The 18,765-nt window shown below is 69.1% G+C and carries 17 protein-coding genes and 3 pseudogenes; 13 read left to right on the forward strand and 7 right to left on the reverse strand.

Going from position 1 to position 18,765, the window contains the following annotated elements:
• Nucleotides 1–352: 352 nt before the first annotated feature.
• Nucleotides 353–1,123 (reverse strand): sterol carrier protein domain-containing protein, encoded by a 771-nt coding sequence (locus tag E6P78_RS31425; RefSeq protein ID WP_276607241.1) that lies wholly within the window; start codon nt 1,121–1,123, stop codon nt 353–355.
• Nucleotides 1,009–1,982 (reverse strand): annotated as a pseudogene (locus E6P78_RS31430) (IS3 family transposase); the annotation flags it as partial. The gene E6P78_RS31425 and the pseudogene E6P78_RS31430, both read right to left, overlap by 115 nt.
• Before the next feature lie 168 nt (nt 1,983–2,150).
• Here E6P78_RS31430 and E6P78_RS31435 point away from each other — a divergent pair.
• The 3 genes and pseudogenes from E6P78_RS31435 to E6P78_RS31445 all read left to right on the forward strand — a co-directional run.
• A complete protein-coding gene (locus E6P78_RS31435) occupies nt 2,151–2,438 on the forward strand; it encodes a transposase (protein WP_136207031.1) in 288 nt (95 codons plus the stop codon).
• A 23-nt stretch (nt 2,439–2,461) separates the two neighbouring features.
• Entirely contained in the window at nt 2,462–3,352 is an 891-nt protein-coding gene (locus tag E6P78_RS31440; RefSeq protein WP_136207032.1) for an IS3 family transposase, read from the forward strand.
• Nucleotides 3,353–3,384: 32 nt separating this feature from the next.
• Nucleotides 3,385–4,227 (forward strand): annotated as a pseudogene (locus E6P78_RS31445) (transposase); the annotation flags it as partial.
• A 36-nt stretch (nt 4,228–4,263) separates the two neighbouring features.
• On the opposite strand, the gene E6P78_RS31450 reads toward E6P78_RS31445, so the two are convergent.
• From E6P78_RS31450 to E6P78_RS33770, 3 genes and pseudogenes are all read right to left on the reverse strand, one after another.
• Complete coding sequence (locus tag E6P78_RS31450; protein WP_136207034.1) at nt 4,264–5,181, reverse strand: IS3 family transposase; 918 nt, start codon at nt 5,179–5,181, stop codon at nt 4,264–4,266.
• Nucleotides 5,178–5,486, reverse strand: a complete 309-nt coding sequence (locus E6P78_RS31455; RefSeq protein ID WP_047471432.1) for a transposase — start codon at nt 5,484–5,486, stop codon at nt 5,178–5,180. Before E6P78_RS31455 ends, E6P78_RS31450 begins: the two co-directional genes overlap by 4 nt.
• 334 nt (nt 5,487–5,820) lie before the next feature.
• Nucleotides 5,821–6,002, reverse strand: a pseudogene (locus tag E6P78_RS33770) (helicase associated domain-containing protein); the annotation flags it as partial.
• Nucleotides 6,003–6,070: 68 nt separating this feature from the next.
• Here E6P78_RS33770 and E6P78_RS31465 point away from each other — a divergent pair.
• Nucleotides 6,071–7,237 (forward strand): polyprenyl synthetase family protein, encoded by a 1,167-nt coding sequence (locus tag E6P78_RS31465; protein ID WP_136207036.1) that lies wholly within the window; start codon nt 6,071–6,073, stop codon nt 7,235–7,237.
• A 127-nt stretch (nt 7,238–7,364) separates the two neighbouring features.
• Here the strand turns inward: E6P78_RS31465 and E6P78_RS31470 are convergent, their stop codons facing one another.
• Nucleotides 7,365–8,630 (reverse strand): IS256 family transposase, encoded by a 1,266-nt coding sequence (locus tag E6P78_RS31470; RefSeq protein WP_240799455.1) that lies wholly within the window; start codon nt 8,628–8,630, stop codon nt 7,365–7,367.
• A 126-nt stretch (nt 8,631–8,756) separates the two neighbouring features.
• On the opposite strand from E6P78_RS31470, the gene E6P78_RS31475 reads away from it, so the two are divergent.
• From E6P78_RS31475 to E6P78_RS31500, 6 genes are all read left to right on the forward strand, one after another.
• Nucleotides 8,757–9,917: a TfuA-like protein gene (locus E6P78_RS31475; protein WP_240799453.1), complete on the forward strand. Its 1,161-nt coding sequence runs from the start codon at nt 8,757–8,759 to the stop codon at nt 9,915–9,917.
• A complete protein-coding gene (locus E6P78_RS31480; protein ID WP_136207038.1) occupies nt 9,917–11,080 on the forward strand; it encodes a YcaO-like family protein in 1,164 nt (387 codons plus the stop codon). Before E6P78_RS31475 ends, E6P78_RS31480 begins: the two co-directional genes overlap by 1 nt.
• On the forward strand, nt 11,077–11,952 hold the full coding sequence (locus tag E6P78_RS31485; RefSeq protein WP_136207039.1) for a class I SAM-dependent methyltransferase: 876 nt from the start codon (nt 11,077–11,079) through the stop codon (nt 11,950–11,952). The genes E6P78_RS31480 and E6P78_RS31485 overlap by 4 nt, the downstream gene beginning before the upstream one ends.
• Nucleotides 11,949–12,965: an NAD(P)H-dependent glycerol-3-phosphate dehydrogenase gene (locus E6P78_RS31490; protein WP_136207040.1), complete on the forward strand. Its 1,017-nt coding sequence runs from the start codon at nt 11,949–11,951 to the stop codon at nt 12,963–12,965. Before E6P78_RS31485 ends, E6P78_RS31490 begins: the two co-directional genes overlap by 4 nt.
• Nucleotides 12,966–13,031: 66 nt before the next feature.
• On the forward strand, nt 13,032–13,388 hold the full coding sequence (locus tag E6P78_RS31495) for a hypothetical protein (protein ID WP_136207041.1): 357 nt from the start codon (nt 13,032–13,034) through the stop codon (nt 13,386–13,388).
• Nucleotides 13,375–14,232 (forward strand): hypothetical protein, encoded by an 858-nt coding sequence (locus E6P78_RS31500; protein WP_136207042.1) that lies wholly within the window; start codon nt 13,375–13,377, stop codon nt 14,230–14,232. Before E6P78_RS31495 ends, E6P78_RS31500 begins: the two co-directional genes overlap by 14 nt.
• Before the next feature lie 198 nt (nt 14,233–14,430).
• On the opposite strand, the gene E6P78_RS31505 is transcribed toward E6P78_RS31500, so the two are convergent.
• Nucleotides 14,431–16,113 carry a hypothetical protein gene (locus E6P78_RS31505; RefSeq protein ID WP_136207043.1) on the reverse strand — a complete coding sequence of 561 codons (1,683 nt, stop codon included), beginning with the start codon at nt 16,111–16,113 and terminating at the stop codon, nt 14,431–14,433.
• A 437-nt stretch (nt 16,114–16,550) separates the two neighbouring features.
• Between E6P78_RS31505 and E6P78_RS31510 the strand changes: the two genes are divergently transcribed.
• From E6P78_RS31510 to E6P78_RS31520, 3 genes are all read left to right on the forward strand, one after another.
• Nucleotides 16,551–17,975 (forward strand): hypothetical protein, encoded by a 1,425-nt coding sequence (locus E6P78_RS31510; protein WP_136207044.1) that lies wholly within the window; start codon nt 16,551–16,553, stop codon nt 17,973–17,975.
• Nucleotides 17,965–18,222 carry a hypothetical protein gene (locus tag E6P78_RS31515; RefSeq protein ID WP_240799454.1) on the forward strand — a complete coding sequence of 86 codons (258 nt, stop codon included), beginning with the start codon at nt 17,965–17,967 and terminating at the stop codon, nt 18,220–18,222. Before E6P78_RS31510 ends, E6P78_RS31515 begins: the two co-directional genes overlap by 11 nt.
• Nucleotides 18,223–18,467: 245 nt before the next feature.
• On the forward strand, nt 18,468–18,765 hold a 298-nt coding region (locus tag E6P78_RS31520), incomplete at its 3' end, for a transposase (RefSeq protein WP_206307794.1).

Genomic DNA, 18,765 nt, shown 5'->3' on the forward strand with positions numbered 1-18,765 from the left:
GCACCCCGGACCCGTGGAACCCGGCGCACCCGCAGCGTCACGCGATGGCCCACCCTCGACCAGCCGAGGACATTACGGGCACCCCACCGAGCCGAACACGCTCACGCCACCCGTGAAGAATCGAGGCGAACGCTGGGCCACGCTCGCTGGCGAGGAACTGGTCCGAATACGTGTCCTCGCTGACGTGACCGGGCCCGGCTACGGGGCTCTGTTCACTTTGCGGGCGAATACTGCAACTCTCTTACCGACACTTCAGCAGTGAAAGGACACCACCGTCGACCTGCCGGTCGTGGCCATCACGGGCCCGCCGAACGGCCACCCACATCATTTTTGAAGCCGACGCACCGTCTCGTCAGAAACCGAAGGAGTTGTGTGGTTCGCAATCGGTCCACAACATTCCAGCGAGCTGCCCGATCGCACCATCGGTGTGCGGAGTGATGTGGCCGGCGTACGCCAGGTGGCGCGCCGACATGCCCCCGAAATAGAGGGAGCTGAGCGCTGAGATCGTGATGGTCAGGTCTGCCGTCTCGCCGGTGGGAACGCACGTAGCTATGGATCTGTCTGCCTTTAGATGCCACGTTCTGTTATTCGCCGGGCACATCTGGTCGTCGCTGATCGTGAACCTCAGCTCGCCGGACGTCTGGTACGAGCGTTGCGTCAGGGCTCGGGGGACGTCGAGAAGACGCGCCCAGAGGTTGTCGGTCTGACGGGTGATGCGCATCGCCCGCGGATTCGTGAGCATCCACCGCAGGGGTTCGTCGCGCGGACGGCCGGCCGCCACGACGGCCTTGGTGAGGTCGAAGTCGATCAGTAGTCCCCACAGCGCGCGGTAGGCCACCGGATTCGCCGCTTCCAGGGCTTCCACCACGAGCATTCCGGCATGGTCCGTGGTCGGGGACCAAGGCAGCCGGAAGTTGGCGATGCCGTCCACATTGCCGTGCTGGTCGCGGTGGGTGAGATAGCGCAGAGGTCCGTTGGTGGGCCTTGACCCCGGATACTGAACACGGGTTATGCGGCTGGTGCCAGCGTAGTTGGTGTGGGGTGGAAGGTGTTCTCGAAGGCGATTGGTGATCGCTGCCCGAGGCGGGAGTGTCGGCGCCGGGTGTTGTAGCGGTGGAGCCATCTGAAGGCGTCGAGTCGGGCCTCGCGCTCGTTGGGCCAGCTCTTTCGTCCCTGCAGGATCTCGCGTTTGAAGGTTGCGTTGAAGGACTCGGCGAGTGCGTTGTCGGCGCTGGACCCGACCGCGCTCATGCTTCGCCGAACCCCTGCTGACCTGCAAGCTTCAGCGAAGGCCCTGCTTGTGTACTGGGCTCCGTGGTCGGTGTGCATGATTGATCCCGCGAGACTTCCGCGGGTGCGGACGGCCACGGCCAGGGCGTCGGTCACGAGGTCCGCACGCATGTGGTCGGCGATCGCCCAGCCGGCCAGACGGCGCGAGGCAAGGTCGATGACGGTCGCCAGGTAGCAGAACTTCCCGCCGTCGATGGGCAGGTAGGTGATGTCACCGACGTACTTCGTGTTCGGCTTGTCCGCGGTGAAGTCGCGGCCGATCAGGTCCGGAGCCTTGGCCGCGGCCGGATCGGGAACGGTGGTGCGGTGCCGGCGGCGCAACCGGACCCCTTCGATCCCGGACTCCCGCATGATCCTTGCGACCCGCTTGTGGTTGACCGCCTCACCGTTCGTCTCGCGGAGCTCGGCGGTGATCCTCGGGGCTCCGTAAGTGCCGTCCGATTCCTGATGCACCGCCCGTATCCGGGCGGCCAGCCGTGCGTCGGCCGCCCGCCGGGCGGCCCGGTCCGCAGCTGTCCGGCGCCAGTAGTAGAAGCTTGAGCGGCTGACGCCGAGGACGCTGCAGAGCCGCTTCACGCCGTAACGGCGCTGGAGGTCGGCGACGCACTGGAAGCGGTTCACCAGCGCGTCTCCCCGGCGAAATACTTCGCCGCCTTCCGCAGTATTTCGCGTTCCTCCTCAAGCTCGCGGACGGGACCTGTCCCCGAGTGGTGGACACCTCTGAGCCCGGCCCGGGTAGGGGCCGGGTAGGAGGCATCTTTTATGGCTCTCCTGGAGTTCCCCCTGTGAGCTGGACAGCCTGATACTGGGACGGATGGTCCCGGAGGAAGCAGTCACAGGTAGTGAGTAAGAACAGCAACATGAGTAAGCGGTACACGGCCGAGTTCAAGCGGGACGCGGTCGCGTTGGCGTTGTCCTCGGAGAAGACGGTCACTGAGGTCGCCCGCGACCTCGGTGTGAGTCCGGAGGGCCTGCGCGGGTGGGTGAAGCAGGCGAAGATCGACCGCGGCGAGGGGCCCGCCGGGGCCCTGACCAGTGCGGAGCGTGAGGAACTGGTCCGGCTGCGACGGAAGGTCCGCGAGCAGGAGGCCACGATCGACATCCTGGGAAAAGCGACCGCCTTCTTCGCCCAGGACAAGGCGAGGTAGACACCGACGCACGGTGTCGTCTCATCGATGCGGAGAAGGTATCCGAGGACAATCCCGCAGGTCACAGCGTCAGTCACCTGTGCCGGGCGCTGGGAGTGCCCCGCTCGACGTACTACGCGCATCTGGCGTTGCGGCCGGTGAGGGCGGTGCGGCAGCGGGCTGAGGACGCGCTGGTGAGCGAGATCCGTGTCCTGCATGCCGGGTCTCGCGGCGCCTACGGGGCCCCGCGGATCCATGCGGCTCTGCGGCGGGCTGGCCGGCTCGTGAACGAGAAGAAGGTCGAGCGGCTGATGCGCCTCCACCGCATCGCGGGGATCACCCGGCGGCGGCGCCGCGGTCTGACCCGGCAAGCCAGGCGGGCCGTGTTTGCTACCGACCTCGTCGGCCGGGATTTCACCGCACCCCGCCCGGGCATTCGGATGGTCGGCGACATGACCGAACTCCTGACCCGGGAAGGGAAGCTGTATCTGGCGACGTGCATCGATCTCGCGACGCGGGAGGTGATCGGCTGGGCGATGGCCGACCATCATCGCGCGGAGCTGCCGGTCGCCGCCCTGCGGATGGCCGCCGGCCGCGGCAGCCTGGAGGACGGGTGCGTGATGCACACCGACCGCGGCAGCGAGTACACCAGTGACGAATTCCGCACTGAGATAGCCAGGTTGGGGATGCGACAGTCGATGGGACGTGTCGGTTCTTGTTACGATAACGCTGCCGCGGAGAGCTGGTTCGCCCTGTTCAAGGCGGAGATCGGGACGACCGTCTGGGAGACCTGCGAGGCGGCCCGGGCCGACGTCTTTCGGTATATCGAGGTCGAGTACAACCGCACCCGGCTCCGCCGACACCTCGACCACGGATACGTCACCCCGATCGAAACGAGATCCCTGCTCAGGCAGAACCTCACCCCCGCAGCGTAAGCACCCGCTGTCCATGTTCAGGGGGGAACTTCATGTTCCTGGAAGCCGACGCACCCCGGGTGAGCTGCCGCCATCACGGTCCCACCGTGGTCGCGGCGCCCTGGGCGAGGCACGGTGCCGGGCACACTCTGGCCTTCGACCAGCAGACCGCGTGGATGGCCGCCGAGTGCTCCAAGTCCGCGACCGCGACCTTGATGCGTACCTCGTGGCGCACGGTCGGGGCGATCGTCGCCCGCCATGTCGCCGACCGTGACAAGGGGCGTGACCGGCTGAACGGGCTGCGCCGGATCGGGATCGACGAGATCAGCCACCGCAAGGGCCAGAAGTACATGACCGTGGTCGTGGACCACGAGAGCGGGAAGGTCGTGTGGATGGCCGACGGGCACGGCAAGAGTGTCCTGGCCCGGTTCTTCGACACCCTCGGGCCAGAGCGGGCCGCACGGCTCACTCACATCAGCGCCGACGGCGCCCGATGGATCGCCGAAGTCCTCGCCGCGCGTGTTCCGGACGCGGTCCGTGTCATGGACCCCTTCCACGTGGTGGCGTGGGCCACCGACGCCTTGGACGAGGAGCGTCGCGCTTCATGGAACAGGGCCCGCCGCGAGGCCGCCGACCACGAGAGGGCACGGGCGTTGAAGAACTCCCGCTTCGCGCTGTGGAAGAACGAGGCCGATCTCACCGACCGGCAGTCCGCGAAACTGGCCTGGATCGCGGCGACCGATTCCCGTCTCCACCGGGCCTGGCGGCTTAAGGAGGCCCTGCGGACCGTGTTCGCTCTGGCCAGGACCCGGCCCACGGCCGCGCTGCGAAACCTTGAGAAGTGGATCGGCTGGGCCAGACGCTGCCGCATTCCGGCCTTCGTCGACCTCCAGCGCAAGGTTGGGGTTCCCCCGTCAGTCGGGAGGTGCTGATCAGCTGGTCAGAGAAGGTTGGCGGGGTTTCAGGTTCGCTCGTTCGGTCGTTGCCTGCTCGGCGTAGTGCTTCTCCTCGAACTCGATCGGGCTGAGGTAACCGAGGCGTTTCTGGATGCGCCGGCTGTTGTAGAAACCGTCGAAGTACTCGAAGAGCGTGAGGTTCGCCTCGGCCCTGGTGGCGAAGACACGGCCGCGGACGCACTCGGTCTTCGTCAGCATCCACAGATTCTCCGCGAGGACGTTATCGTAACTGTCGCCGACCGAGCCCATCGACGCTTCAATTCCCGCCCTCACTAGGCGTGTTGTCAGCTTGATGGACGTGTATTGACAGCCGTGGTCGGCGTGGTGGACGAGCTTGCCGGGCTCGATCTCGCGGGAGGCGAGCGCGTATTCCAGGCTGGACAGGACCAGGTCGGCGTCCGCGCGGGCGGAGGTCTCCCAGGCCACGACCCGGCGGGAGAACGCGTCGCGGATCGCGGACAGCCACAGCGGTCCCTCGGCGGTCGGGATCATCGTCAGGTCGGTGACCCACAGCCGGTTCGGCCCCTGGGCGGTGAAGTCCCGGTTGACGAGGTCCGGGGCGAGCGTCGCCTGGGGATCCCGGCGCGTGAAACCGCCCCGGCGCGGGCTGAGACCCGCCAGACCGGCCTCGCGCATCAACCGTTCGACGCGCTTGCGGCCCACGTGGACGCCATCGCGTTTCAGCATGGCGTGCACGCGCGGCGACCCGTAGATGCCACCGGACTCGGCGTGGATCGCCTTGATCTGCCCGGTGAGCTCGACGTCGCGGCGACGCCGCTCGCAGGGCTCCTTCTCGGCCCGGCGCCAGCGGTAGTAGGTGGAGGAGGCGATGGAAAGTTCCCGAAGTACGCACTCGACTCCCAGGTGCGGATGCTCGTCGAGGAGCGCGGTCACCTGGGCCGGGTCGGGTCGAGTTGCGCCGCGAAAAACGCCGAGGCCGTCCGCAGTACGTCGTTCGCCCTCTTGAGCTGGGCGTTCTCCTTCCGCAGGGCCACCAACTCGGCGTGTTCGTCGGTGGTCAGCCGGTCATCACGCTCGCCGGCATCGGCCTCGGCCTGCCGGATCCAGCCCCGCAGGGCCTCGGGGTGGACGCCGAGGTCGACGGCCAGCTTCTTGATCTGCGGCTTCGGATCCGAGGTGCGATACATCCGCACCGCACGCTCACGCAACTCCAGCGAGTACTTCCTGGGGGCAGCCATGATCGATGTTCCTCTCATAGAACCATCTGACCCTCTGTCACCACCTTCCGCATCTCGGGGGAACCTCACCCTCAAGCAGCTTGACTTGATATAGCAGCCTCGGGCAGGCGGGGAGAGCTGGCGCGCCTCAACTTCCCCGGCGCGCTAATATCACCCTAAGTGAACAGACCGTTCGGGTCAGGACGGCGGTCGAGCGCCCGCCATCCGCCCCGGACCCACGCCCCGGTGAAGTGGACCTGATCGGCCGCTCAGTCGCCCAGCCGCTGCCACGGGCGCAGCCGCCCGAGCAGTTAGCCGGCCGCGAGCGCGGCGGCCGCGGTGACGACGACGCCCATCACGACCACCGCATCCCGATCGCGGACAGCAGCTCCATCCGCTCGGCGTCAGCGTCGCCGCCCGACTGCGCTGATTCCCGATCCACGCACCCAGCTTCATTTCCCACTTATCGGCCTGCGTACGAGGCTTCGGCTTCTCGTCCTCGCTGGCGGGCTCGATCCCGAGGACCTATTCGCACAGGGTGGTAGGTGCCCCCGATCGGGTGACGCTCGGCCCGCATCGCACGCTGGTGCCGGTAGAACGGACGCATGTCTTCCTCTTCAATGCCGTTTTCCGTTACGCCGCAGCCTGGTCAGTGGGAGGGTCTGGCCTGGAGCGAGGAGGGCTTGCAAGGCGCTGCAGAGATTGTGCGGATGTCTATCGACGGGCTGTATCCGCAGCAGCTTGGTGAGTCCGTGGCCCGCGAGTTTTTGGCATGCCGCCAGGACTGCGTGCTGCCGCCCGGCACCGTAGCGCGGGTGCAGGGGGCGCTGGTGGATCCTGTGCGCTATCTGATTGAGGAGGGCGGCGCGCGGTGGCGCCCGTATTTGATCGCTGCGGCGATCGATGCGCTGGGTGGCGACAGCACACAGTGCGGGCCGCTGCTGGCGGCTCTGGAAGTGATGCATACCGGGTCGCTGATGGTGGACGACCTGCAGGATGGTTCAGTGGTGCGGCGCGGTGTAGCAGCGGCGCACGTCGCGTTCGACCCGGCTTTGGTTCTCAACGCGGGGACGGCCGCGTTCTTCGTGCTGGACCGTGCGCTGCGGCTGGTGATGCCCACAGATCCGCGTACGCAGGTGTCGATGTACCAGTCGTATATGGGAATGCTGCGCTCGGCTCATGCCGGGCAGGCACTGGACATCGCCGGACTGCGGACGGTGATGGACGCGGCAGTGGCCGGTGATGACGGCGGGGGTGTGCTGGGCGCGGTACGGCTGACCCACACGCTGAAGTCCGGCGCCCCGGTGCGCTGTTTCATGGAGCTTGGGGCATACGGGTGCGGGGCGAGCACTCAGCAGCGTGAAGCTCTCGCCCGGTTCGGAGAAGCGATCGGTACCGCGTACCAGATCACCGACGACGTCCAGGACCTCACCGGGGTACTGCGCAGTGGCGCGCCTACCAAACAGGTCGGTGAAGACTTGCGCAACGGCAAGGTCACCATGCCATTGGCGCACGCAGTCGATCTGCTGCCGCAACCGGACATGGCCGAGTTGTGGTCCCAGGTGCGTCAGCCGGGCACGGATCGGGAGACGGTGGACCGGGCGATCAAGGTCCTGACGTCGTGTGGTGCGGTGCATGCCGCTGCGCGGGAGGCCGATGAGCTGGTGGAGGCGGCATGGAGCGGGCTTGAGCCACTGCTGCCTGCGTCCGCGGCCGTGGAGCGGCTACGGACGCTGGCCCAGGAAACGGTGCGCCGCACCCGGCTCGCCTGAGGTCGGGGCCGTCGTGCGGAAAGGTCTTCGGGCTCCGGTGAGCCTCCTGCTGACGTCATCCTCGCGGTCTCCCTCACCGGCCCGTACGGGGTCTGTACAGCGAGCGGTGGGTCTCGGTTGATTGTTTCTACCGGCGTCCGGCGGTGGGCCGGCTGTCGAAGGTGATGTCGAAGGCTTGGAGTGCGGCTTTCCCTCGTGTGGTCCAGCGCTTGCTTCCGGTGCCGTTGGGGTCCAGGCTCATCACCGCGAGGTAGACGCACTTCAGCGCGGCCTGTTCCGTGGGGGAGTGGCCGCGGGCCCTCACGGCCTTGCGGATACGGGCGTTGACGGACTCGATCGCGTTGGTGGTACACACGGTCTTCCGGATTTCGACATGGAACTGGAGGAAGGGGACGAACTCCGCGCAGGCACTTTCCCGCAGCCGCACGATCGCCGGGTACTTCCGCCCCCAGGCCTCGCCGCACTCCAGGAAACGCTCCAGGGCGGCGTCCTCGGTCGGCGCGGTGTGGACGGGCTTGAGCGCCTTCGCGGTCTTCTCCCAGTCCTGCCCGGCCGCGTAGCGGAAGCTGTTCCGCAGGAGGTGAACCACGCACGTTTGTACGATCGTCGCAGGCCAGACCGTGTTGACCGCGTCCGGCAGGCCGGTCAGTCCGTCGCAGACCAGCATCAGCACATCACGGGCTCCGCGGTTCTTGATCTCGGTGAGGACCTGCAGCCAGTACTTCGCGCCCTCACCGCCGTCGCCGACCCACAGGCCCAGGATGTCCCGATGCCCCTCCGCCGTCACGGCCAGGGCCATGTAGACGGGCCGGTTGGCGACCTGCCCGTCCCTGACCTTCACGTTCACACAGTCGATGAACACGACCGGATACACGCTGCCCAAAGGCCGGTTCTGCCACTCGCCCATGCCGGCCATCACACTGTCGGTGATCGTCGAGATCGTGGTCTTGGAGACCTCCGTGCCGTGGACCTCGGCCAGACGGGCGGAGATCTCGCCGTGGGTGAGGCCCTTCGCGGACAGCGACAGGACCATCTCGTCCACCCCGCCCAGGCGCCGCTGACGCTTCTTGACCAGCTGCGGCCCGAACGTGCCCGCCCGGTCCCGCGGCACCGTGATCTCCACCGGGCCGACCTCGGTCGTCACCGTCTCGGACCGGTGACCGTTGCGGTAGTTGTCCCGGCCGCCCTCGGTCCGCTCGCCGGGCTCATGCCCGAGGTGGTCGGTCAGCTCGCCCTCCAGCGCCGACTCCAGCACCTTGCGCGTGAGCTCCGCCAGGAGGCCGCCCTCACCGGTCAGCTTCACTCCGCCGGCCTCGGCCCGGGCCACCAGCTCGGCAACCAGACCGTCATCCACAGCATCCAGCGCACCCACGGCGGCCTCCCCCGCCTCGATGCCACACACCACGCCAGTCAACAACTGCCGCTTCCAGCTCGGGAGTTACACCACTCACCGTACAGACCCTTCGTAGGGCCGACGCTGTCGCGGTCAGAACCGCTGCTGTCGGGCCCGGGGCTGCGGGTGCGGGCCCCGGCCGGGCATGGCGCCCTCTTCGATCCCGAGATCGGAGCGGGCGACACGGTCGTGCTCATCGACGGGGTGTTCCACCAGGCCCCGGCGCTGCGGCACAAGGAGATCCTGGCCGCGTTGGACCGGGGTGTGGCGGTGATCGGGGCGGCGAGCATCGGCGCCCTGCGCGCGGCCGAGCTCGACATGCTCGGCATGCTCGGCGTCGGCACGATCTACACCGCCTACGCTCACGGTGTCATCGAGGGGGACGACGAGGTCGCGGTCGGGCAGGCGCCCGACGGCGGGTGGGAGGCGCTGACCTGGCCGCTGGTCAACTGCCGCCACGTCCTGGTCCTCGCCCAGCAGGTCGGGATCCTCGACGGCGCCCGGGCGGCCGGGCTCCTTGAGGCGCTGCGCGCGGTCTACTACCCGCATCGCACGTGGGCCGCGGTCAGGGCCGTGTGCGAGCGATCCGGCGAGGAGGCGTTCGCCCGGTGGCTGACGGAACAGCGCACGGCCGACCAGTACTTCGGTGACCTCAAGCGCCTCGACGCGCTCGCCGCCGTCCAGGTCGCCCTCGACGGTGCCCCGGCACCGGTCCCGGCCGATGTGCGGACGGAGACGGTGTACTACCGGCGCTGGTCCAACGCGGCCGTCCGTGACCGGGTCGACGGGATGGATCTTGCGGCCGAGGACCGCCTGCTCTACCAGCAGGTCTTCGATCCCCACTTCCACGAGCGGTGGCAAGCCTTTCTGGAGCACCTGTCCCGGCGCCCGTCCGGCGGAGTCCCCGGCATGGGCCTGGCCGAGCGCGTGATCCGGGCGGGCGGCGGGCGCCTGCCGGGTGACCAGCTCTTCCACCCGGTGGTCGACTTGCGCGAGGAGCACACCCGGGCGCTGCTGCTGGCCTCAGAGAGCGCCGCGGACCGCCGAGCCGTCGCCCGGTACGCGGCGGCGCTGGCACGGTTCGGGGCCCCGGCCTCGGCGGTAGGCGAGGACGTGACCCGAAGGGTGCTTCTGCAGGTGTGGCGGTGTCCCGAGACGGAGTTCGACGCGGAGGCGTCCGCGCGCGGACTGGTCAACGGGTCGGGCGCCGTCCACGCGGCCAAGCGCATGGTCCCCGGCTACCTGTACGAGGCCCGGAACCAGACGAGGCAGGGGGCGATGGCCTGATGAACGGCGTGGAGGAGCGGATCAGGCTGGCGGGTACGGTGCGGGCCAGGACTCCCGAAGCCACCTGGGAGGCGGTCTCGGGCCGGCTGACGGAGTACGGCATCACCCGGGTTGCGGACTTGACCGGGCTGGACTGCGTCGGCCTGCCCGTGTTCACCGCGATCCGCCCCGCCTCCCGCACCCTGAGCACCGCGCAGGGCAAGGGCGCCACCGCGCTGCTGGCGAAGCTGTCGGCGGTCATGGAAGCGATCGAGCTCTACCACGTCGAGCAGCCGCTGCCCATCACCGCCCGCGGCCCGGCCGACACCGTCGCACCCGACTGCCCCCTCAACGCCCTGCCCCGCCACAACCCGTTCGCCGACGAGGCGCTCGGGCGGATCGTGTGGGACTGGACCACGGCCACCGGGTTGGTGCGCGGCCACGAGTTCCTGGTACCGGTGGACCTGGTCCGCCGCCGCTCGCTGCGCCCGGCGTGGACACCGGATGTGTGGCGGGCCACCAGCACCGGCCTGGCGTGCGGCAACACCCGCGACGAGGCCCTGCTGCATGGCCTGTTCGAGGTGGTGGAGCGCGACGTCCTGGTCCGTGACGCGCAACTGGGCGGTCGGAGCCGCACACCGGTCGACCTCACCACCGTCGATGACCCGCACGTCCAGGACGTCCTGGACCGTCTCCGGGCGGCGGACACGGTCCCGGAGGCGGCGCTCGTTGTCGGACCGTACGACCTGCCGGTGTGCGTGGCCTATCTCCCCTCCCCGGACCACCCCGGCGTCGTGTTCGCCGGGGGCGGCTGTCATACCGTTCCGGAGATCGCCCTGTCACGGGCCCTGACGGAGGCGGCGCAGTCGCGGCTGACCGCTATCTCCGGCATGCGCGACGATCTGCCCACCGACCCCGCACACTTCGCTCCCGCGCCCGGCCGCCGCCCGGCCCGGCCGGTCCGGCCGGTCCGGCTCATGCCGTGGCCGCAGGCCACTTCCCACTTCGCCCGCCCCGGCGGGGGATTCGCCGCCCAGGTCGCAGCTGTCGCCCGCCGCGTCGAGTACGTCACCGGGCACGAGCCGGCCGCCCTCGACCTGAGCGGCCCGGACCACCCCGTCCACGCCGTGCAGGTCATCTGCCCCGGCACCCGCTCCCGGATCAGAAGGTCGATGCCCCGATGAACACCTCCCGCACAGCTCTCGACCACGCCGCCGGCACCAGGTGGTCGCAGTACGACGCGTTCTACCGCGCCCGGGCGGGCACCGGCCTGGTCGCCGACCTCTACGCCGCCGCGATGGGCGAGGACTACCCGGTCGAGGTCGGCGCCTCCAGCTCCTGCGACTGGCACCTGCTCGGGCTGCTGACCACCCGCCTGCGACTGCGCCCGGGGCGGCGCCTGGTCGACGCCGGGTGCGGCACCGGCGGCATCGGCTTGTGGCTGGCGCGCGCACTGGGCGTCCGCGTCGACGGCTTCGACCTCTCCCCGGAAGCCGTCGGCCAGGCCACCGCGCGCCGCGACCAGTTCCTGGGCGCCCGCGCCGACCACGCCGTCTTCCGCACCGCCGAGCTGGAGAACACGGGCCTGCCCACCGGGCACGCCCAGGGCATCGTGTGCGTGGACGTCCTCGGCCGGGCCACCGACCGGGGCGCCGCACTGGTGGAGCTCGCCCGCATCCTGGAGCCCGGCGGCCGCCTGGTCGTCACCCGGGCCCTGCGCCGAGGCGCGGAACCCCAGTGGCACCGTCAGGTCGCGGCGGCCGGCCTGGTCCAGGAGCACTTGGACGACCGGCCGGGCGAACCCGCGATGTGGGAACGGCTGTACCGGCTGTGGATCCAGCACGCCGACCAGCTGCGCCACGAGCTCGGCGACGTCCCAGCCGAGCGCATGCTCCGCGAGGCGGAGCAGACCCTGCCGAGGCTGCGCGGGCGCCGGGCGGTGCTGCTCACCCTGCGCCGCCTCCCGCACGAACCAGCCTTGCAGGGGGCGGCCGATACGATGACCAGGCCAGAGCGCCGCCCCGGCGACCGGCCCACCGGAAGGACCCAGCAGTGACCCAGCAACCGCACCCTGCCCGCGCGGCGGTGTTCTCGGCCGGGTCCTGGGGCACGGCCGTCGGGAAGATCCTCGCGGACGCCGGGACCAGCGTCGTCATGCACGCCCGGCGCGACGAGATCGCCGAAAGCATCAACAACAAGCACCACAACCCGGGCTACTTCCCGGACGTCGAGCTGCCCCACACGATGACGGCCACCACCGACCCGGCGACCGCCCTGGACGGTGCGGACTTCCTCGTGCTGTCCATCCCCGCGCAGTCCCTGCGCACCAGCCTGGCCGCCTGGGCCCCGCTCATCGGCTCGGGCACGGTGGTCGTGTCCCTGATGAAGGGCATCGAGCTCGGCACCGGGCTGCGGGCCTCCCAGGTGATCACGGACGTAACCGGCCTGCCCCAGGAACGGGTCGCGGTCCTCTCCGGCCCCAACCTCGCCCGCGAGATCATGGCCGGCCAGCCCGCGGCCGCGACGATCGCCTGCACGGACGAACAGGTCGCCCGTCGCGTCCAGGCGGCCTGCCACACCCCGTACTTCCGCCCCTACACCGGAACAGACGTGACCGGGTGCGAGCTGGGCGGCGCGGTGAAGAACGTCATCGCGCTCGCCGTCGGCATCGCCTCCGGCATGGGCCTGGGCCACAACGCCGAGGCCATGCTCATCACCCGCGGCCTCGCCGAGACGAACCGCCTGGCCGTGGCCATGGGCGCCCAGCCGGCCACCCTCGCCGGGCTCTCCGGGGTCGGCGACCTCATCGCGACGTGCTCCTCGCCCCTCTCCCGCAACCGCAGCTTCGGCCTCCACCTGGGCCAGGGCATGAGCGTCACCGAAGCCACCGCCGCGACCCGCCAGACGACCGAAGGCGTCAAGTCCGCGCAGTCGATCCTCGCCCTGGCCCACGACCACGGCGTCGAGATGCCCATCACCGAGGTCATGTCCGCACTGCTCCTCGGAAAGCTGACCCTGGACCAGGCCGCCGCCGCCCTCATGCAGCGGCCCCCCAAGCCCGAGCACTGACCCCGAGCCCCGCAACCCCGGGACCCGGCCCCTGCTTCTCACCCTCCCGACACGGAGGTCCCACCCATGCCCGAATTAGTCCTGCCCGCCTGCCGGATCGCCGCCACCCTCGCCCTCACCGCCTGGATGATCATCGCCTTCACCACCCGGCCCGGCCGCTGGCTGCGCTGGAAGATGTTCTGCCGCGCGACCTTCACCGTCGTCTCGCTCACCGGCACCACCGCCGACGGACACACCGAACCGGTCAACGTCTACGACTTCCTCTCGCCCGGCAGCTTCATCCTCGGCCCGCCCCAGCTCCAGACCATCTGCGACCACCTCACCCGCACCGGCCGCTACCGGAGCATCGACGGAACCGGCCGCCTCCTGACCCACCGCGGCGAGCAGCAGATCGAGGTGAAGGCCGGCCGTGTGGTTCTTTGACGCCCTCACCTCCGGATTCACCACCCCCACCGACCCCGGCCGCCTCCAGACCTTCCGCATCCTGTTCGGCACCGTCCTCACCGCACGCTTCGCCCTCGCGATCGGGCAGGGCGGCTGGCACCGCTTCGCCCCCGGCTCGCTCAGCCTCCACCTCGCCGAACAGCGCTACGGACCGGACCGGGCCCGCCGCCTCGCCGCGATCTACCGGCCCGCGCTCCTGCTCCGCACCGCCGCCGCCCTCGCCCTGGCCGCCGGATACGCACCCCGGATCGCTCTGCTCGCCGTCCTGGCCGGCGCCGGAATGGAACTGCTCTACCTCCGCAGCCCCAACGCGATCCGCTACACCCTGCTCACCGGCGCCTGCCTCCTGCTCGCCGGGGACCTCGGCCACGGCCTGCACATCAGCCACACCCCGAGCACCGCGAACACCTGGTCGCAGTGCCTCCTCGTGCTGATCACCACCGACATCTACTGGAACTCCGCCTGGCAGAAACTCCGCTCGCCCCAGTTCCGCACCGGCCTGTACCTCGCCCAGTGGGTCCACGTCTACGGACAGGTCAAGGACCAGCTCCCGCACCAGCGCGGCCAGTACGCCGTCCCCGCCGCCGTACGCCGCCGCTGGGGCAACCTCACCGAGTCGAACATCCGCACCTGGCAACTCGCCGCAGCCGCCGCCATCACCGCGGAACTCGCTCTCCCCCCGGCCCTCCTCGTCCCGCAGACCGCGCCGTACGCCGTTGTCGCCGGCATCGGCATGCACGCGGCGTTCACCTGCCTCAAGCCACGCCAACTCATCACCTTCTCCGGCCTCACCACCAGCACCTACACCGCATTCGTTTCCTGACACGCGTGCCCAGGAAGGGCCTGAGCCCTCGCGAGGCTGCTGCCGGATAAGCGTGCAGAGAACTGACGGACCGACCCGCGACGGATTCCGGACACGGGAATTCGTGTGAGAACCCCGATAACATCCCGTGTGCCCACAGGCCCACGGGATGTTATCGGCGCCTCCGGAAATGCGTGTGGAAACGCCACAGCGCGAAGGCTATGTTTTAGTGTTGGTCAAGTGCGGCCCGACGTAACCCACGACCACCTGGCCAGTCATGCCTTGGGTGTCGTCCAGAAAGTAGATCCTTGGCGAGGTGCTGCCTTTGGATCCGAGCTTCAAATGGGCCGTCATCTCCATAAGCTTCGAATCATGGAGAGCCTTGGGGACCGGGAATATCCGCTCCCTACCCCACTTTTGCATTGTGGTTTCGGTCTCACCCGATGCGTACTGCTTGAGCGGCCAGATCACGGCCCCGGCACGATCTGACGTACAGAACTGGTAGAAGCCGCCCCTGAAGTCGTCCTTGGCGGCCTGGGCATAGGAGTCGAGGGACCGAAGCGCGTTCCACGCCTTCGCAGCCCAGACGCGTGCCCTGTCGCCCTCGTCCAGCTCCAGTGCCTTGTCCTTGTCCGCCGTGACCAGGATGCCTTCGAAGACGCCCAGACGTTCCCAGAGCTCTTCGAATGAATCCGGTGCCCCCGGGGGCGGGGTCGCGACGACGGTCTCCTCGTACCGGCCTGCCTCGCGCAGCCGACGCCGCAGCACATCCGCTTCAGCCCGGGCACGCTCCGCTTCGTCCAGGGCAGCGAAGGCGTCCTCCAGGTCCAGCCGCCCCTGCTCGACGGCGACACGGCGCTGCTCCTCCAACGAGGCCACGGTGCGCGCCGACAACTCGGCGGTGCGTACCGCCTCCTTGATCTCCTCGTCCGCCTGCGCGAGCAGCTCCTTGAGCTCGGCGACATCGGCGCGCAGCCCGGTCAGCTCGTCGCCTGGCCGTACGGCCGCCAGTGCGTCCTCTCGTACCCTGCGGCGCTGAACGGCTTGATCCGGGAGTGCCAGGTGCCGCAGGGCATCCGGGAGAGGGGCCTCGGCCGCGATCTGCTGAATCCTGCGGGCGAGCCCGAACCAGGCCACGTCCCGCGCATTGCTCATGCGGGCCATCGTGATGTACCGGTGGCGCGAGCCGTCCGTCGGCCAGGCCGGATCGACTTCTGGGAGGAACGTTCGTACCGCGCCGGGTGCGACGCGGTGATGCTCGCCGATCGCCAGCCGGAACGCGTCGACCGCCTCGGGGTCGACGAGCAGATACAGCGTGGCGAAGCCGGCGCTCTGCGACATCGCCTTATTCATCCTTCTCGACCACAGCTCGTCGGCGCGCAGCGGATTGGCCGCCACGAGAACCGGCATGCGGCGGCCCGGGTCGCAGAGAATGTCGATGAGGACATCGACGTCGTCAGCGCGTATGTCCTGGGGGCCGAGGGCGAGCGGGGCCATACCGTCGGTGGGCTTGAGGTCCCGTACGAGATCCGGAATGAGGCCTGGCCGGCCCGGAGATATCTGCGCGTCACCGTTACGGAAGGCCTCCAGGTCGACCGAGACGAGCGCGGAGGTGTCCTCGAACACGGCAGCGGTGACCGTGGTACGCCACGTCGCCGTGTCCCTGTCCTCACGCAACTGAATCCGCAGGGCGTGCTCGGCGCCATCCGCGAGGTACGCCGCTTGGTTGGTGAGCACCGACTCGTCGTCGAGGTGATGGTGGCCCGACGCAAGAGGCGCTGCACCGAACTTGCGACCCAGCCACTGGGCGCATAAGCGACGAACGTCACCGAGGGCGTTCTCGGTGTGCGGCACGGTGAGAACCGCTCGGAACGCGAGCGGGTTGGTGCTGCTCAGGGGCATGACGGTTGGATTCCTCCGAGGCCGGTGGGGTGGTGGGGTCCGACCATGATTGTCGGATCAGCCCCCTCTTGTCCCGAGGTTGAGCAGGACACTTCTTCATGGGGCGGAAGCAGCGCCGATCGGCCGGTGGCGAGCGGGAGCGGAGGAGAGCCCCGCCAGCGCACCGAGCACCTTCAGAGCACCCGCCGTACAGCCCAGTCGCACTTCGCCCGGTACCGTCGGCTCCTCGCCATACAACAGTCTTCATCAGCCAATTACTGGGTCCGGTCCGACGCCGCAGATTCGATGGACTCGGGCAGAAGGCCAGGTGGATGGGCCGCCAGTGGCAAGCAGAGAGTGATCGGACCAGGAGGATTTGTAGTCGCCCCTGGTAGCGTCGCCGAGCGTTTGATCACGGGCGCCCGCAAGGGGCGCCCCGGGGCGAGGGGGAGAACAGTATGCGCCTGGCGGCGTCGGTGGGCGGGGTCTTCGTAGCGGCAACCCTGCTGGCGGGCTGTAGCGGAGGTAGCGGCGACCATCTCGATCAGGGCAGGAACCCGGGCACTCAGCCGAGCCAGGAGACGAAGCCGCTCGCGAAGCTGGACGTGCCGCCGGCCTACGACCCTGCCAAAGGCTGGGACGCGGTATTGAACTGGGTTCCAGACGCCGTGCGAACGATTCCCGTGACCGCCGCGCCGCACTCCGGTGTGATTGCCATGTTGCACGGCGGCTCGCAGGGCTACAGCGTCGAGGCGAAGGCGGCCGACACCGGCAAGGACCTCTGGATCTCCGCGCCGTGGAACCCGCCCACACCCTTCGATGGCGCGGAAGGGGATGCGGAGTCCGGTGTCTGGGGGGAAATCCCCGATGTGACGGCGGTAGAGCAGGACGGGCGTGAGTACGTGCTTGCGTACGCGCACGGACTACGGGGCAAGGACTCTCTCCACGAAGGAGCGGAGGTGGTGCGGCTTGCCGTGTACGCCGCCGACGCCTCGGGAACCTCGGTCAAGCCGCTGCGGGAGATCGATGTCCCCGTCACGACGGACCCCGGGGACGTGCGCGTGAGGACGACCGGCGGGCGGGTCCTCGTCGCCTGGGGCGGGAGCAAGACTCATTTCCCTCTGGCGGCGGCGGTTGATGTGGCGACCGGGAAGGTCGACATGTACAAGAAGCCGAACGGGATGCTTTCCCAGTGCCGATCGGCGGTGGCGTGTTCCAGCACCCGCGTAATGGCCGCCACGCCTGACGGCCCGCTGGTTGTCATGGGTACCGGAGGTTTCGGCATCCCCGGCCGCTGGTTCAGCGACGACGTGCGCCCGCGCGGACTCAAAGCGACGACAGGGCTCGTCGGTTCCTGGAATGGAGACGCCTATGGTGTCGCCGACGGCAAGGTGCTCGTCGGTTGGTCAACGGGTGGCACGTTCGGCGCATGGAACGATCCGCTGTGGTCGGTGCACGACCTGCGAACGGGGCGCCTCCGGGCCAGCATGACCTGTGCGTCTGATGTCGTCGAATCCGATGAAGCGCACGTCTACTCCATGGTTGCTTCGCCGGACGGCCGATACGTGGCGGCCGGCCCTGTCGTCTTCGACCTGAAGCTGGGCAAGGGCATCTGCCTGGCAGGCGATGGCAATCGCAAGACGATCGCCCTCGCCGCGATCCGTGATGACGGCACGGCGTACGGGGCGGTCCTGGAGAATTCGGGGGCCAGCAAATCGGAAGCGGTCATCGCGGAGCTGGATCTGACAGCCCGCACAGGTGAGCCGAAGGTTCTCGGTACAGGTGTGCGCGTTCCCTACCTCACCAGCGTGAACGGGGCGGGCCTGTTCCTTGATCGCGACGACAATGCGCAGGTACGGGTGTCACTGCGGCTTGAACGTTGATCCCGCCGTCGTACGCCGCCGCTGGGGCAACCTCACCGAGTCGAACATCCGCACCTGGCGGCTCGCCGCGGCCGCCGCCATCACCGCGGAACTCGCTCTCCCCCCGGCCCTCCTCGTCCCGGAGTCCGCGCCGTACGCCGTTGTCGCCGGCATCGGCATGCACGCGGCGTTCACCTGCCTCAAGCCACGCCAGCTCATCACCTTCTCCGGCCTCACCACCAGCACCTACACCGCGTTCGTTTCCTGACACGCGCGCCCAGGAAGGGCCTGAGCCCTCACGAGGCTGCTGCCGGATAAGCGTGCAGAGAACTGACGGACCGACCCGCGACGGATTCCGGACACGGGAATTCATGTGAGAACCCCGACAACATCCCGTGCGCCCGTCGGTGCACGGGATGTTGTCGGCGCCTCCGGAGACGTGTGTCGGCGTAGATATCGGCCCGGGGGTCTGTACGGTGAGCGGTGTAACTCCCGAGCTGGAAGCGGCAGTTGATGACTGACGTGGTGAGTGACATCGAGGCCGGGGAGGCCGCCGTGAGTGCGCTGGATGCTGTGGATGACGGTCTGGTTGCCGAGCTGGTGGCTCGGGCCGAGGCCGGCGGAGTGAAGCTGACCGGTGAGGGCGGCCTCCTGGCGGAGCTCACGCGCAAAGTGCTGGAGTCGGCGCTGGAGGGCGAGCTGACCGACCACCTCGGGCATGAGCCCGGCGAGCGGGCCGAGGGCGGTCGGGAGAACTACCGCAACGGTCACCGGTCCAAGACGGTGACGACCGAGGTCGGCCCGGTGGAGA

Source organism: Streptomyces sp. A0958, assembly GCF_004795035.1.
Taxonomy (GTDB): Bacteria; Actinomycetota; Actinomycetes; order Streptomycetales; family Streptomycetaceae; genus Streptomyces.

Excerpts from the sequence above, each read along its gene's own strand:
- E6P78_RS31425 (WP_276607241.1), bottom strand. The coding sequence starts at position 1,123 with ATGGCTCCACCGCTACAACACCCGGCGCCGACACTCCCGCCTCGGGCA.
- E6P78_RS31435 (WP_136207031.1), top strand. The coding sequence starts at position 2,151 with ATGAGTAAGCGGTACACGGCCGAGTTCAAGCGGGACGCGGTCGCGTTG.
- E6P78_RS31455 (WP_047471432.1), bottom strand. The coding sequence starts at position 5,486 with ATGGCTGCCCCCAGGAAGTACTCGCTGGAGTTGCGTGAGCGTGCGGTG.
- E6P78_RS31465 (WP_136207036.1), top strand. The coding sequence starts at position 6,071 with ATGTCTTCCTCTTCAATGCCGTTTTCCGTTACGCCGCAGCCTGGTCAG.
- E6P78_RS31480 (WP_136207038.1), top strand. The coding sequence starts at position 9,917 with ATGAACGGCGTGGAGGAGCGGATCAGGCTGGCGGGTACGGTGCGGGCC.
- E6P78_RS31485 (WP_136207039.1), top strand. The coding sequence starts at position 11,077 with ATGAACACCTCCCGCACAGCTCTCGACCACGCCGCCGGCACCAGGTGG.
- E6P78_RS31495 (WP_136207041.1), top strand. The coding sequence starts at position 13,032 with ATGCCCGAATTAGTCCTGCCCGCCTGCCGGATCGCCGCCACCCTCGCC.
- E6P78_RS31505 (WP_136207043.1), bottom strand. The coding sequence starts at position 16,113 with ATGCCCCTGAGCAGCACCAACCCGCTCGCGTTCCGAGCGGTTCTCACC.
- E6P78_RS31510 (WP_136207044.1), top strand. The coding sequence starts at position 16,551 with ATGCGCCTGGCGGCGTCGGTGGGCGGGGTCTTCGTAGCGGCAACCCTG.